Genomic DNA, 13,999 nt, shown 5'->3' with positions numbered 1-13,999 from the left:
GACCAACCGAAGCCTTTCGATGCCTGCGACTAGCGCCGTTGAGATTTGAAGTGTTCCAATCAAATCCCAAACAATTTAGGGGGTTTGACTACTCGGCCCCACCACACGATCCGGATCTGCATCGAAGATAATGTCCACAGTGACCTCGCGGCCGCCGCGCCATATCTTGAACGGCACTTTCGCGCCGACTCGGACATCGGCAAGCAAGCGGATCAGATCCTTCGGTTCCCATAGCGTGCGGGAGCCTAGTTTGACGATGACATCATCCTTGCGGATACCCGCGAGCATCGCCACGCTGCCGGTCGCCACATCGACGACAAGCACGCCCCTCGACGGATCGACACCAGTGCGCTTTGCAACGGCAAGGCTGAGGGGTTTTATCGTCACCCCAAGCTTGGCCTTGGCGGGAGCCGGCACCGGTTGGGGCGGCTCGGATGGAGGCAGCTTGGCGTCTTGCTGGGGCGCATCCGGCAAAATTGGTTGCGGGTCGATCTTCGTGCTGCTCTCGCTGCCGGTCGGATTGAGAATGATTTCCCCATCGATCTGATCATAAAAAGCCGGCTGCTGCTCATGATTTTGAGTTCTCGCCAAGGCACGGACCTCTGTCTGTACCTGTTTGGCTAAAAGAATGTGGCTAAGTCCGGGTTTGCTGAGGTATTTCGTCAGAACCCTGGTAAATACCGAATTCTTGACGGTGTCGCCACTACCCAACCTATCAAGGGCTGTTTGACCTGCCCCCGCCGAGAACAGAACCAGCACCCCCGCTGGCGCATCAACGCGAGCCAGCCCCCGATCCGCACCGATGCCGCGCGTGCCGATGGCTTCGAACGGATTGTTGCGGCAGGCGTCAATCACCGCGATCAGGGATGTCGGCGCGCGGGCGCGCAGCCGGGCTATTACATCGTCGACATTGTAGGATTCGGCCTTGATCAAACTTTCGGCCCCCGGATCCGGGCGCTCGATATCGGTAGGCAGAAGATAGTTGGCGCCGCCGATGGAGATGCCGTGACCAGCAAAATAGACGAAAACCGTGGCACCAGGCGTTATCGAGGTTTCGAAACTACTGAGTAGCCGGTTGGTCGCCCGGAAATCGAGATCCTGGCCGGTCGTAACTTTGAATCCCAGCGCTTCCAGCTTGTCACGCATCGACACCGCATCGGCCACCGCATTCTGGAGTCGCGGAGCGACAGCATAATTGTCATTGCCTATGACCAGTGCCAAGCGCTCACTCGCCGCCCACGCAGGAAGCGAAAGGGCAAGCGCCAGCATCAAGCCTGTCCCCGCCCAAACCAACAATCTGCGCATGACGGGCTCTCCGTGGATGACAAATTGAACCCAGGCTGGCGAACGCCCAGCGACAAAAGCACAGGATGTGGCTCACAATGCCTGAAGTTCTTCAGAGCCGGGTTCACCATATTGGATCCGCGCCACCCAATAGTCGACCGGCGTGTACCAGGTCGCGGTGCCACGAATGGAGCGACCATCCGCCGAAACCGTGCCGTGATACTCACCCAGGGAACGCCGGAGCAAGGTGATCATATTGTCTTGGATGCCGGCATATTCGATGGTATCGCGCACGATATCGCCGGATACATTGTCGCGTACGGCCATGGCGAACGAAATGCTCCCAGTGCGGGTCCAACGTCCCCTGAAACGTCGGTTCCCACTTACCGAGACCTCTTCCACATCCCAGTACTCACCAAGGTCGATATCCCTCGCGAGCGCGGGGCTTGAGACAATCGCGGCAACAAATCCTTGCAGCATGGTACGCCGGTTGACGGGCATCTCGGGCCTCGGTCTATTGAATGAAAAGGCTTCCTTTAGGAGAAACTATCAAAGCCGCGACCTTGTGCGAGTGCGCGACCACACATCACATTTCGCCCCTGCATATAGACGTTGCTGGACACAAAAAGTCTATGTCTCCCGATTCAAATGAACCGGGAGACGACGTTATTACACATCACCATTCGGAAAAGAATACTTCCGAAACCCTTAGTTGCGGGCCTTGTCGACCAGCTTGCCCTTGCTGATCCAGGGCATCATGCCGCGGAGCTTCTCGCCGACCACCTCGATCTGGTGGGAATCGTTCAGGCGACGGATGCCCTTGAAGCGCGAGGCGCCGGAGCGGTATTCCTGCATCCAGTCGGAGGTGAACTTGCCGGTCTGGATGTCCTTGAGAACGCGCTTCATCTCGGCCTTGGTCTCATCGGTGATGATGCGCGGACCCGTGACGTATTCGCCCCACTCGGCCGTGTTGGAGATCGAGTAGTTCATGTTGGCGATGCCGCCCTCATAGATGAGGTCGACGATCAGCTTCACTTCATGCAGGCACTCGAAATAGGCCATCTCCGGGGCATAGCCGGCTTCCACCAGCGTCTCGAAGCCGGCGCGGATCAGCTCGACCAGACCACCGCAAAGCACGGCCTGTTCGCCGAACAGGTCGGTTTCGCATTCTTCCTTGAAGTTGGTCTCGATCACGCCGGAACGGCCGCCGCCGACGCCGCAGGCATAGGAGAGCGCGATGTCATGGGCATTGCCCGAGGCATCGTGATGGATGGCGATCAGGCAGGGCACGCCGCCGCCCTTCTCGTATTCGCCGCGCACGGTGTGGCCGGGGCCCTTGGGGGCGATCATGATGACGTCGACGGTCTTCTTCGGCTCGATCAGGCCGAAATGCACGTTGAGTCCGTGGGCGAAAGCGATGGCCGCACCGTCCCGGATGTGGGGGGCGATCTCGTCACGATAGATGTCGGCCTGCAGTTCGTCGGGCGTCGCCATCATCAACAGGTCGCCCCACTTGGCGGCTTCCGGCACGGTCATGACCTTGAGGCCGTCGGCTTCCACCTTCTTGGCGGTGGTCGAGCCTGGGCGCAGCGCGATCGCGATCTCCTTGGCGCCCGAATCCTTGAGGTTCATCGCATGAGCACGGCCCTGCGAACCGTAGCCGACGATCACCACCTTCTTGGTCTTGATCAGGTTCAGATCGGCGTCGCGATCATAGTAAACGCGCATGGTCGTTGTCCTTCAGACAGTTCATGATGAGGGAAATGATGCGGGCGAATAGCCCGTCATCGGATTTGAAGCAATGTTTGTGATGAGAAAAAGCGCGATGGGCTCCATTTCTTTCGCCCAACGCCTGCTACGCGCATGGAAAGAAGGGTCTAGAGAGGCTCTGGGCCGCGGGCGATCGCCGCGATGCCGGTACGCGAGACCTCGACGAGGCCGATCGGGCGCATCAGCTCGATGAACTGGTCGAGCTTCTCGCCCTTGCCGGTCAGTTCGAACACGAAGCTCTCGACGGTGGCGTCGATCACCCGGGCCCTGAAGGCATCGGCAATGCGCAAGGCCTCGCTGCGCGCTTCCCCCTTACCGCGTACCTTGATCAGCATAAGCTCCCGCTCCAGCGCCTTGCCGGTCAAGGTGAGGTCGACGACCTTGTGCACCGGTACCAGGCGGTCAAGCTGCGCCTTGATCTGCTCGATCACGTTGGCCGTGCCGGTCGTCACCACCGTGATGCGCGAGACATGCTCGGCATGCTCCGTCTCGGACACGGTGAGGCTTTCGATGTTGTAGCCACGGCCCGAGAACAGGCCGACGACGCGGGCAAGAACACCCGGCTCGTTGTCGACCTCCACCACGAGGGTGTGGGTCACGATGGTCTCGGCCGTCGAGGCCATGAAGTAGGCAGATCCGGTCATTTGATATTCCACATAGCGCGTTCCCGGGTGCGCGGACATCTCGTCCGCATCTTGGAAACAGAGAGGATGCAGGAGAGGAAGAGCGGGCGAGACGCCCGCGCCCCCCAGCGCACGCAAGTGCGTGCGCGATCACACCAGCTGCTTGCCCTTAGCGTCGATCACGCTGCCGATGTCGACGGCCGCGTCGCCCAGGATCATTTCGTTATGTGCCTTGCCCGAGGGGATCATCGGGAAGCAGTTCTCGGACTTGTCGACATGGCAGTCGAAGATCACAGGATGCGGGGTGTCGATCATCTGCATGATCGCCGCATCGAGATCTTCAGGCTTGGTGCAGCGGATGCCGACCCCGCCATAGGCCTCCGCCAGCTTGACGAAATCGGGCAAGGCGGCCGAGTAGCTTTCCGAATAGCGGCCGCCATGCAGTAATTCCTGCCACTGGCGTACCATGCCCATATATTCATTGTTGAGGATGAAGATCTTCACCGGCAGGCGATACTGCACCGCTGTCGACATCTCCTGCAGCATCATCTGGATGGAGGCTTCGCCTGCAATGTCTATGACCAGTGCCTCCGGATGCGCGAGCTGTGCACCGATCGCCGCCGGGAAGCCATAACCCATGGTGCCCAGACCGCCCGAGGTCATCCAGCGATTCGGATCCTGGAAGTGGAAATGCTGGGCCGCCCACATCTGGTGCTGACCCACTTCCGTGGTGACGTAGACGTCGCGATCCTTGGTGAGCTGATAGAGGCGTTCGATCGCGTATTGCGGCTTGATCGTCTCTTCTGAGTTGCGATAGGAGAGCGACTTGCGCGCGCGCCATCCCGCGATCTCTTCCCACCAGCTCTTGTGTGCCGCCTTGTCGACATCGGGTTTCAGCTCGCGCCAGGCCGCCAGCATCTGATCGAGCACATGCGCGCAGTCGCCGACGATGCCGATATCGACCTTGACGTTCTTGTTGATCGAAGAGGGATCGATATCCACGTGGATCTTGCGGCTATGCGGCGAGAACGCATCGATACGGCCGGTGATGCGGTCGTCGAAGCGGGCACCGATATTGATCAGCACGTCGCAATCATGCATGGCCAGATTGGCCTCGTAGGTGCCGTGCATCCCCAGCATGCCGAGCCATTGCGGATCCGCCGCCGGGAAAGCCCCCAGGCCCATCAGGGTCGAGGTCACCGGATAGCCGGTGAGCTTGGCGAATTCACGCAGTAGCGCCGTCGCGCGCGGACCGGCATTGATCACGCCGCCGCCTGTGTAGAACACCGGCTTCTTGGCGCCGGCGATCATCGCCACCGCCGCCTTGATCTTGTCCTGATCGCCTTCCAGCCGGGGGCGATAGGTCTTGTGGATGTTGTCGGTCGGCTTGAAATATTCGCCGGCCTTGAACTGGATGTCCTTGGGAATGTCGATCAGCACCGGACCCGGGCGACCCGACGCGGCAATCAGGAAGGCCTCGTGCAGGATGCGCGGCAGGTCCTCGATGCGCTTCACCAGATAATTGTGTTTGGTGCAGTGGCGGGTGATGCCGACGGTATCGGCCTCCTGGAAGGCATCCGAACCGATCAGATGGGTCGGCACCTGGCCGGTGATACACACCAGCGGGATGGAATCCATCAAGGCGTCGGTCAGCCCAGTCACGGCATTGGTGGCGCCCGGACCCGAGGTCACCAGCACGCAACCCACCTTGCCGGTGGAACGCGCATAGCCCTCGGCAGCATGGACGGCCGCCTGCTCGTGCCGGACGAGAATGTGACGAAGCTGCTCCTGCTGGAAGATTGCATCATAGATCGGCAGGACAGCACCGCCCGGATAGCCGAACAAGGTGTCCACACCCTGGTCGATCATGGCTTGCACCACCATTTCCGCGCCGGTCATTTGCTTCGTCGACATTGCCTTTTTCCTTGGCTTCCGAATTGCTTCCAAGTTTCCTGGGTTATCTTCCGGGTTTCTCGGGCTTTTCGGACTTCGAGTATCGTTCTCTGAGATTTCGGACAATAAAAAAGGCCCTCAAGGGGCCCATGTGCGTCATCGAAGGAGATTCGGGCTATACCCGCTCCACCGACAACGCCAAACCTACGATAAGAATGTTGCGCAACGGAGCGCTCCTTTTTGCGAAAGTTACGGGGTTGTAAGGGTTGAAAAACAGGCGGTCAAGCGCTGATTTGCAGAAACTGCCAATTGTTGCGCAACATCTGGCAACCGTCATCTTCCGGGACCGCAACCTGCCTTCTCCCGCCTCGACATTGGCGCACTCGGGAGAGGCTCGATGAAAAGAAAGTCACGATGTTCGACAGCCCCTCCGACGCCAGACTGGCGCTGCAGGCCTATTTCGACACGCCGCGCGTGGAAATGCTGGTCGAGGCCCTGGTGCCGAGCCTCGTATTCGAGATAGCGCCCGGCAAACGCGTCGTGCTTGGCGATACCAAATTCGGCGGCAGGCCGGACCTGCCGGCCGGCACAGCCTGGCCCCGCCCGCCGGCGCCGGCCGATCCAGAGGAAATCGCCAAACGCGGCAATGCGGAAGCGGGTGCGGAGATGCGCCGACACCTGGCTCAGGGCCTTCCTTACACTTTCATCGCCCAGATCGATCTCGCGGACGCCGCCAAGCTCGGCAGCGTTGCCTCGCCGCTTCCAGCGGACGGGCGCCTGTTGTTCTTCTACGATCTTGCCGTCGGGCCTTGGGAAACCGGCAGGCGACCGGCCAAGGTGATCTGGGATCGTGCACCGAACGACAAGCTCGCCACGCTGGCCATGCCCGAAGACCTGGTGCAAGCAGCGGAGAAGGCGCGCCGCGACGCCGCCGAAAATCGGGTCAAATACAAGCTGCCCGAACCATCGCAGCCGGAAGGTAGCAACTACGACGCGCCCGAACGCGCCATGACGCTGCGTGCGGGGCTGAGCCTGCCCGACCCCAGCGCCATCGAGATGGAGGCATCGGCCAAACTTTATGCCGCCTATTCGGCGTCTAATGGAACACAAAGCGGCAAGAACGGGCAGAGCTTCGAGGACGCCTATGGTGAAGCGCTCACCGCCGGTGGCAAGCTCAAGCCGACGGGACGCTGGCACCGCCAGCAGCTTCTCGGCAGCCCCCAGCCCGAGCAGGACGATCCTCGCTACGATGCCGTCGTGGTCTCGCAATTCGGCAAACAGCACTTGTCGTCGGACGAATGGAAGAAAGAACGCGCCGCCGTCATGACGGCAGCCCATGATTGGATGCTGCTACTCCAACTCGACCTCGCCGATTGGAGCGGTGGCACCTGGGGCGAAGGCACCGTCTACTTCCTCATGCGCAGGAAGGATCTCGAACAGCGCCACTTCGATGAGGTGATTGCCGTCTATCAGCAGACTTCAGGATTCATCCGTCAATAAACGAAACGAATTGGCTCGACCTTTGTCGTTGCCGGGCTTGCCCGGGCAATCCGGTCCCTCCCTCCAGACCCCGAAGAGGATGCCCCTGGATGCTCGGGCATGACAAAGGTGGTGCTTCAGTTATTTCCGGACAATGGCCTTAATTCAAGTCGGCGACGACATCGCAGGCTCAAATGCGCTCCAAGGCCACGACCTCGAAACGGGCATCGTCCCCCTCCCCACGGGGATGGGGTGCGCGCGATACCTCCCGCCACTCCCCGACCGGCAGGGCGGGAAAGACAGCGTCGCCCTGCGCTTCCAGGTCCAGTTCCGTCAGCAGCAGGCGGCTCGCCTTCGGCAGGGCCTGGGCATAGATCGCGGCCCCGCCCGCAATGACGACCTCGTCGGCCTTCATCTCGGCTGCGACCTGCTGCCCGCGCTCGAGTGCCGCTTCCAGGCTGGCGGCCACTTCTACTCCCTCTGCCTGAAAAGCGGGATCGCGTGTCACCACGATGGTGCGACGCCCTGGCAGCGGTCGTCCGATCGACTGGTAGGTCTTGCGGCCCATGATCAAGGGCTTGCCCATGGTGGCGGCCCTGAACTGCTTGAGATCCGAGCGCATGTGCCACGGCAGCCCATTATCGACGCCGATGACGCGATTGCGGGCCATGGCGGCAACCATGATGACGGGAATAGCCATCATGCCCCGATCATACCGCGATCGGCGCGGAGATCGCCGGATGGGCTTCATAGCCTTCCACGATGAAATCCTCGAACTTGTAATCGAGGATCGAGGCAGGCTTGCGGGCAAAGCGCAGCTTCGGCCAGGGCATCGGCGTGCGGCTCAACTGCTGGGCGACGAGATCGCCATGGTTCTGATAGACATGCACGTCGCCGCCGAACCAGACGAACTCGCCGGGCTCCAGGTCGCATTGCTGGGCCAGCATGTGGATCAGCAGCGAGGCCGTGACGAGGTTGTAGGGCACGCCGAGGCCGACGTCGCAGGAGCGCTGGTGCAGCAGGCCGCACAGCCGGCCATCGGCGACGAAATATTGATAGGTTGTGTGGCAGGGCGGCAGGGCCATGCCGTCGAGTTCCGCCACGTTCCAGCCGGTGAAGATCAGGCGGCGCGACGTCGGATTGTTGCGGATGTCGTGCACCAGCCGCGCGATCTGGTCGATCCCCTTGGGATCCCTGCGATAGAGCCCCTCCTCGCCCGGCACGTCGGTCGGCACGAAAAGCGGCCAATGGCGCCATTGCGCACCGTAGACGGGCCCGAGATCGCCCCAGCGCTCCGCGAAAGCCTCGTCCGCGACGATCCGCGCCTCGAAATCTTCTTGGCTGATCGCCTCGCCGGTTGCCTGGCGATATTTGGCGAGCGGCCAATCAGTCCAGATCGTCACCTTGTTCTGCAGCAGCGGCCGGATATTGGTACCGCCATCGAGGAACCACAGCAACTCGCGCACGATCGTCTTCCAGGACACCCGCTTGGTGGTGAGCAAGGGCAGCGTGCCATCGGACAGATCGATGCGCAGGCTCTGGCCGAACAGCGCGCGTGTGCCGACGCCGGTGCGGTCGACCCGCGGCGTGCCCTCGCGCCAGACGCGGTCGAGGAGATCAAGATAGCCTTGTTCAGGGTGCGGCTTGTTGGAGCGGTCGAGCATGGCCTGATCTTAGCCGCGGCGTCCGATTCCGCGACCCCCCTGAGAGAATTGTGCACGCAATCTTTCAGTCTGCGCGGCCATGTCGAGATGGCGGCTCTTGAAAGGCTAGCGCGGATTTCCTGCTAAACTATGTACGAACGCCGACGGTCGCTTTAGCCCGACATCTGGCCGATCTTCGGATTACACCTTGAGCACGCCTCGAAACCCCCGCACGGCATAATAGGAAGATGCCCCGTTGTGGTACAAGAAAACATGATCATAGCGGCGATCGCAAAACAGGGCTCCGCCCTTTTTCCTGATCTCGGGCGGCGTCTTCACCCAGCTCGAGGTTTTCAGGTCGAACGCACCCAGTTCCTGTAGCGCACGATATTGTTGTTCCGTCAGGAGCTCGATGCCGATGGCGGCGGCCATGTCGACCGCGCTGCCCTCCGGCTTGTGCTCCTTCCTTTCATCGAGCGCCTGCCGGTCAAAGCAAAGGCTTCTGCGGCCTTTGGGCGTTTCGGGTGAGCAGTCGTAGAAGACGTATTCGCCGGTCCCCGAATCGTGGCCGATTACGTCCGGTTCGCCTCCTGTGCGCTCCATCTCGCCAAGGGCGTGCAATTTCTTGGGATCGGCCTCCAGACGTGCCCGCACCGTGGCCCAGTCGAGGCCCTTGTGGCGTTTCATATTGGCTTCGAAGCGGGCTTTCAGCACATCCAGCAAGTCCTGATTGCCGTCCTTGGTCATCATGCAGCTCCCACTTCCCGTTGGTGGATGTGGCCCCATCCTGGCGCCCAATGTCTAGCGCACGAAATCCTGGCAGCGATATCCCTGCGCATAGAGCAGCGCCGTCAGGTCGCCATGCTCCACCCGCATCCGAGCCGCCGCGGCGACCGCGGGCTTGGCACGATAAGCCACGCCGAGACCGGCTTCGCCCAGCATGGCAAGATCATTGGCGCCATCGCCGACCGCCATCGTATCGGAGGCCGCCAGCCCCCTCGCCTGCCGCAAGCGATCGAGATTGGCGCGCTTGGCTTCCTTGCCGAGAATCGGCTCGGCCACCTCACCGGTAAGGCGGCCATCCCTCACCACGAGAAGGTTGGACTGATGCTCGTCGAAGCCGACCATCGCCCCGATCTTGGCGGTGAACAAGGTGAAGCCACCCGAGACGAGCGCCGTATAGGCCCCGTTCGCCCGCATGGTGCGCACCAGTTCCGGTCCGCCCGAGGTCAGGGTCAGGCGTTCCCGGATGACCTCGTCGGCGATGCTCTCTGGCAGTCCCTTCAGCAGGGCCACACGCTCGCGCAGAGCCGGTTCGAAGGCGATCTCGCCACGCATGGCACGCTCGGTGATCTCGGCCACCACCGCTTTGGCGCCGACGAAATCGGCCAATTCGTCGATGCACTCCTGGCCGATCATGGTGGAGTCCATGTCGGCAAGGAAAAGATACTTGCGCCGCCCCTCGGCTTCCTGCACCACCAGATCCACCGCGCTGCCTGCCAGGGCCTCGCGCAAACGATCCTCGATCTCGACGATCGGTGCATCGGCCGTGCAGGTTATGTCTACTGCCACGCCGGGTGCCAGGACGATGGGAGCTCCGGGGGAGGCCAGCGACTGCGCCGCGTGCGACAGGGTAGCTGCATCAAGGGCGGGACGGTCCGGATGGGAGATCAGCGTGGCGACAAGGGACATGAGGGCAGGTATCCGGAGTGACAGCCATTCAATATGACGCGGTGCTTCTCGCAGGTCCGACGGCGAGCGGCAAGTCAGCTTTGGCCCTGGCGCTTGCCGAAAGCTTCGGCGGCAGCATCATCAACGCCGATTCCATGCAGGTCTACCGCGATCTCGCCGTGCTCAGTGCCCGACCGGATGCGAACGAGACGGCGCGCGCGCCCCATTTGCTCTATGGCCATGTCGACGGAGCCATCAATTATTCGGTGGGACGCTGGCGCGATGACGCGGCCGCCGCCTTGGACAGTGTCCGGCAGCAGGAACGCCTGCCCATCGTGATCGGCGGCACCGGCCTCTACTTCAAAGCCCTGGAAAGAGGGCTCGCCGAGATGCCGGCCGTTCCCGACAGCGTCCGCGACGCGATACGCGGCAAGGCCGAAGGCATGGAGACCGAGGCCCTGCACGCCTGGCTGAGCCAGAAGGACCCGGCCATGGCGAATCGTCTGCGGCCCAGCGATCGTCAGCGCCTGATCCGTGCCCTCGAAATTTTCGAGGCGACCGGCCGCTCCCTGTCGCAATGGCAGAGCGAACCGCATTCGCCGCCTCTGCTCGATGCCGACAAATGCCTGCGCCTCTTTCTCAGCCCCGAGCGCGCCGAACTCTATGCCAGGATCGATCGGCGCTTCGACCTGATGGTCGGGCAAGGCGCCATCGAGGAGGTTCACGCACTCTCCCAGCGGGGGCTCGATCCTGCCCTGCCCGTCATGCGGGCCCATGGCGTGCCTGGGCTCTGCCGCTACCTCGCCCGCGAAATCGGGCTCGAAGAGGCCATTGCGGGCGCCAAGTCCGATACACGCCATTACGCCAAGCGCCAGTTCACCTGGTTCCGCCACCAGATGCCGGGGTGGCGCTTCGTCGAGCCTGATCAGGCACTTGCAATTGCCTCAGCCGCGCTGATGAACGAAATTTAACACGTGACCGTTACGCTGTGCGGCAATCGCAGTCCGGCGTCGGGTTTACATAGGAATTTCAAGGGGCTGCATATGAATTTCTGTAGCTTTGCCATGTGAAGACAGCTTCATCCCAATAGGGTTTGGTGGATTTAGAGGCTTGTTTTCAAACATGGTTTCGGATTGATCGGGGGGGTTGCATTCCTATATGCAGCTTCTCTCCAGCTTATTCCGTTCTTTGGAATGAGCTTTCGTCCTGCTTCAGGCAGGCGAACAATCAAAGGACCAAGACATGCCTTGGAGTAACCAGAGCGGCGGTGGTGGCCCCTGGGGTAGCGGCGGCGGCAACAACGGCGGCGGGCGACCGGGGGGCGGTGGCCCCTGGGGTGGCGGTCCATCCGGCGGTTCCCAGCCCCCGGATCTCGAAGATTGGCTTCGCCGCAGCAAGGACGGCCTCAAGAATCTCCAGGGCGGCGGCGGTTTCACGCCGCGCAACATCGCAATCGGCGCCGTGGCGCTGATCGGCTTGTGGCTGCTCACCGGCTTCTATCGCGTGCAGCCCAACGAGGTCGGCCTCAATCTCGTCTTCGGCAGCTACAAGACGCTGAGCCCGCCGGGCCTGCGCTACAACGTGCCCTACCCGATCGGTGCGGTCGAAAAGCTCACTGTCACCAATGTCGAGACCATCAATATCGGCACGCGCGGCGACAGCGACAGCGCCAATGAAATGCTGACCGGTGACGAGAATCTCGTCAATATCGGCTTCACGGTGCAGTGGCAGATCAACCCGTCGGCGGCGGACAAGTTTGCCTTCAATCTGGCCAATCCGAGGGGAACGATCCGAGCCGTGGCGGAGAGCGCCATGCGCGAGGCCGTCGGCCAGCGCAACATCACGCCGATCCTGACGGGCGATCGCCAAGCGATCGAACAGCAGGTGCAGGGTGAAATGCAGCGGGCTCTCGACAGCTACGGGGCCGGCGTCATGGTCCGCCTCGTGCAGTTGCAGAATGTCGATCCGCCGCCCCAGGTGATCGACGCCTTCCGCGACGTGCAGGCCGCTCGCGCCGACCAGGAAAACACCATCAACCAGTCGCAGGTCTATGCCAACAAGGTGATCCCGGAAGCTGGCGGTGAAGCCGCCCGTATCACCCAGGCGGCCGAGGCCTATCGTGCGCGCACCGTCGCCGAAGCTGCCGGTGAGGCGTCCCGTTTCAACGAAGTCTTCAGCGCCTATCAGAAGGCCCCCGTCGTCACCCGCGAGCGCATGTATCTGGAAGCCATGACAGCCATCCTCACCGACACGAACAAGGTGATCTTGGACAGCAAGACGCAGGGCCAGGGTATCGTACCCTATCTGCCACTCGACCGTGTGCTGAAGCGGCCGGCCGGCTCGGCGCAACCCCAGCAGGGAGCGGCGCAATGAAATCCCCGCTTGGAACCATTGCCTTGATCACGACCGGTGCCGTCCTGGTCCTGGCCTATCTGTCGGCCTACACGGTGACGCCGCGCGACTACGCCCTGCCGCTGCGCTTCGGCGAGGCGCAGCCGGCGAAGACCCAGCCCGGTCTCTACTGGAAATGGCCCTTCATCGAGAATGTCGAGTACATCAACAAGCAAGTGCTCGACCTCGACAGCCAGCCGCAGGAAGTCATCGCCAGCGACCAGAAGCGCCTGAAGGTCGACGCCTTCGCCCGCTATCGTATCTCGGATCCGCTGCGCTTCTTCCAGACCTCGCGTACGGAAAAGGGCGTGGAACTGCAGCTTTCCTCGATCCTGTCCTCGGCGGTTCGCCGAATTCTCGGCCAGTCGACCTTCGCTGCCGTCGTGCGTGACCAGCGCGCCGGACTGATGGAAAAGATCCGCGCCGAGGTCAATCGCGAAGCCGCCGGCCTCGGCATCGAGGTGGTCGACGTACGCATCCGCGGCGCCGACCTGCCGCAGGCCAACTCGGAGGCCGTCTACAAGCGCATGCAGTCGCAGCGCCAGACGGAGGCCCAGCAGATTCGCTCGCAGGGCACGCAACAGGCGCAGATTATCCGATCCGACGCCGACAGGCAGGTCGCCAAGATCCTCGGTGAAGCGCGCGGCAAGGCCTCGGAGACAACCGGCCAGGCCGACTCGAGCCGCATCAAGGTCCTGGCAGACGCCTACAACAAGGACCCGGAATTCTTCCAGTTTTACCTGTCGATGCGTAACTACGTCGATGCGATGAAGCCTGACAACACGCAGGTCTTCATCAGCCCGGACTGGGATTACTTCCGTTATCTTCGCTCACCGGCTGCCCCAGCGGGAACACCGGCGCCTGCGGCCCCGACTCCTCAGGCTGCTCCGGCGCAATAGGCTTGACGTCGGCCCTAGATAAAGCTCCATTGCGCCGGCCGCCTCGTTGCGGCCGGCGTTTTCATAGGACCGCCGCGAACATTCCGTCGGCGCCCTTGCCAAAAGCGTTCTGCGATTTGACGAGTTCAACAAAAATCGCAAAAACGCTCTGGCCAATCCGATGGATTGGCTTGGAAACAAGGAACTGGAGCAAACAAGCGTTCAGGTATGAACGCGTTTTGCTCAAGCGTAGTTTCCTAGCGAGGTCCGCGGATGGGCCTCGCCAGGGAACTACGCAAATGTTGATATCTTGCAGGTTCCTCCTGATCGCGCCCGTGGCTCGATCAGGAGGAACCTGCTTAGGATC

The 13,999-nt window shown here is 61.8% G+C and carries 13 protein-coding genes; 4 read left to right on the top strand and 9 right to left on the bottom strand.

Annotated elements, in window-relative coordinates; genetic code table 11:
* Window positions 1-75: 75 nt before the first annotated feature.
* The 5 genes from ACR9ZN_RS32890 to ACR9ZN_RS32870 form a co-directional block, all read right to left on the bottom strand.
* The gene (locus ACR9ZN_RS32890; protein WP_481274198.1) at window positions 76-1,305 is read right to left on the bottom strand and encodes a caspase family protein; all 1,230 of its coding nucleotides are present in this window, start codon (window positions 1,303-1,305) and stop codon (window positions 76-78) included.
* 72 nt (window positions 1,306-1,377) lie between these two features.
* Window positions 1,378-1,785, bottom strand: coding sequence for a hypothetical protein (locus ACR9ZN_RS32885; protein ID WP_440725494.1), 408 nt, complete (start codon window positions 1,783-1,785; stop codon window positions 1,378-1,380).
* A gap of 207 nt (window positions 1,786-1,992) precedes the next feature.
* Complete coding sequence (gene ilvC, locus ACR9ZN_RS32880; RefSeq protein ID WP_454813422.1) at window positions 1,993-3,012, bottom strand: ketol-acid reductoisomerase; 1,020 nt, start codon at window positions 3,010-3,012, stop codon at window positions 1,993-1,995.
* 149 nt (window positions 3,013-3,161) lie between these two features.
* Complete coding sequence (gene ilvN, locus ACR9ZN_RS32875) at window positions 3,162-3,698, bottom strand: acetolactate synthase small subunit (protein ID WP_434955793.1); 537 nt, start codon at window positions 3,696-3,698, stop codon at window positions 3,162-3,164.
* Window positions 3,699-3,827: 129 nt separating this feature from the next.
* Window positions 3,828-5,591: an acetolactate synthase 3 large subunit gene (locus ACR9ZN_RS32870; RefSeq protein WP_454813421.1), complete on the bottom strand. Its 1,764-nt coding sequence runs from the start codon at window positions 5,589-5,591 to the stop codon at window positions 3,828-3,830.
* Between the two features lie 393 nt (window positions 5,592-5,984).
* Here ACR9ZN_RS32870 and ACR9ZN_RS32865 point away from each other — a divergent pair, with 393 nt between their 5' ends.
* Complete coding sequence (locus tag ACR9ZN_RS32865) at window positions 5,985-7,070, top strand: DUF1963 domain-containing protein (protein ID WP_481274197.1); 1,086 nt, start codon at window positions 5,985-5,987, stop codon at window positions 7,068-7,070.
* A gap of 169 nt (window positions 7,071-7,239) precedes the next feature.
* Here the strand turns inward: ACR9ZN_RS32865 and ACR9ZN_RS32860 are convergent, their stop codons facing one another.
* The 4 genes from ACR9ZN_RS32860 to serB all read right to left on the bottom strand — a co-directional run bounded on the left by ACR9ZN_RS32860 (window position 7,240) and on the right by serB (window position 10,384).
* Window positions 7,240-7,752, bottom strand: a complete 513-nt coding sequence (locus ACR9ZN_RS32860) for a dihydrofolate reductase (RefSeq protein WP_481274196.1) — start codon at window positions 7,750-7,752, stop codon at window positions 7,240-7,242.
* A 7-nt stretch (window positions 7,753-7,759) separates the two neighbouring features.
* Window positions 7,760-8,713, bottom strand: a complete 954-nt coding sequence (locus tag ACR9ZN_RS32855) for a thymidylate synthase (protein ID WP_481274195.1) — start codon at window positions 8,711-8,713, stop codon at window positions 7,760-7,762.
* 180 nt (window positions 8,714-8,893) lie between these two features.
* Complete coding sequence (locus ACR9ZN_RS32850) at window positions 8,894-9,442, bottom strand: DUF4256 domain-containing protein (RefSeq protein ID WP_481274194.1); 549 nt, start codon at window positions 9,440-9,442, stop codon at window positions 8,894-8,896.
* 51 nt (window positions 9,443-9,493) lie between these two features.
* Window positions 9,494-10,384, bottom strand: coding sequence for a phosphoserine phosphatase SerB (serB, locus tag ACR9ZN_RS32845; protein ID WP_481274193.1), 891 nt, complete (start codon window positions 10,382-10,384; stop codon window positions 9,494-9,496).
* A 17-nt stretch (window positions 10,385-10,401) separates the two neighbouring features.
* Here serB and miaA point away from each other — a divergent pair, with 17 nt between their 5' ends.
* From miaA to hflC, 3 genes are all read left to right on the top strand, one after another.
* The gene (gene miaA / locus ACR9ZN_RS32840) at window positions 10,402-11,334 is read left to right on the top strand and encodes a tRNA (adenosine(37)-N6)-dimethylallyltransferase MiaA (protein ID WP_481274192.1); all 933 of its coding nucleotides are present in this window, start codon (window positions 10,402-10,404) and stop codon (window positions 11,332-11,334) included.
* Window positions 11,335-11,605: 271 nt separating this feature from the next.
* Window positions 11,606-12,736: an FtsH protease activity modulator HflK gene (gene hflK, locus ACR9ZN_RS32835; protein WP_434955785.1), complete on the top strand. Its 1,131-nt coding sequence runs from the start codon at window positions 11,606-11,608 to the stop codon at window positions 12,734-12,736.
* On the top strand, window positions 12,733-13,653 hold the full coding sequence (hflC, locus tag ACR9ZN_RS32830) for a protease modulator HflC (protein WP_441773809.1): 921 nt from the start codon (window positions 12,733-12,735) through the stop codon (window positions 13,651-13,653). Before hflK ends, hflC begins: the two co-directional genes overlap by 4 nt.
* The last annotated feature ends 346 nt before the right edge of the window (window positions 13,654-13,999 follow it).

Source organism: Labrys sp. HAY1-8F (genome assembly GCF_056754975.1).
Note: the sequence above shows the minus strand (reverse complement) of the source record. Positions and strands in the feature narration are given on the sequence as shown.

Excerpts from the sequence above, each read along its gene's own strand:
- ACR9ZN_RS32890 (WP_481274198.1), bottom strand. The coding sequence starts at position 1,305 with ATGCGCAGATTGTTGGTTTGGGCGGGGACAGGCTTGATGCTGGCGCTT.
- ACR9ZN_RS32885 (WP_440725494.1), bottom strand. The coding sequence starts at position 1,785 with ATGCCCGTCAACCGGCGTACCATGCTGCAAGGATTTGTTGCCGCGATT.
- ilvC (WP_454813422.1), bottom strand. The coding sequence starts at position 3,012 with ATGCGCGTTTACTATGATCGCGACGCCGATCTGAACCTGATCAAGACC.
- ilvN (WP_434955793.1), bottom strand. The coding sequence starts at position 3,698 with ATGACCGGATCTGCCTACTTCATGGCCTCGACGGCCGAGACCATCGTG.
- ACR9ZN_RS32870 (WP_454813421.1), bottom strand. The coding sequence starts at position 5,591 with ATGTCGACGAAGCAAATGACCGGCGCGGAAATGGTGGTGCAAGCCATG.
- ACR9ZN_RS32865 (WP_481274197.1), top strand. The coding sequence starts at position 5,985 with ATGTTCGACAGCCCCTCCGACGCCAGACTGGCGCTGCAGGCCTATTTC.
- ACR9ZN_RS32860 (WP_481274196.1), bottom strand. The coding sequence starts at position 7,752 with ATGATGGCTATTCCCGTCATCATGGTTGCCGCCATGGCCCGCAATCGC.
- ACR9ZN_RS32855 (WP_481274195.1), bottom strand. The coding sequence starts at position 8,713 with ATGCTCGACCGCTCCAACAAGCCGCACCCTGAACAAGGCTATCTTGAT.
- ACR9ZN_RS32850 (WP_481274194.1), bottom strand. The coding sequence starts at position 9,442 with ATGATGACCAAGGACGGCAATCAGGACTTGCTGGATGTGCTGAAAGCC.
- serB (WP_481274193.1), bottom strand. The coding sequence starts at position 10,384 with ATGTCCCTTGTCGCCACGCTGATCTCCCATCCGGACCGTCCCGCCCTT.
- hflK (WP_434955785.1), top strand. The coding sequence starts at position 11,606 with ATGCCTTGGAGTAACCAGAGCGGCGGTGGTGGCCCCTGGGGTAGCGGC.
- hflC (WP_441773809.1), top strand. The coding sequence starts at position 12,733 with ATGAAATCCCCGCTTGGAACCATTGCCTTGATCACGACCGGTGCCGTC.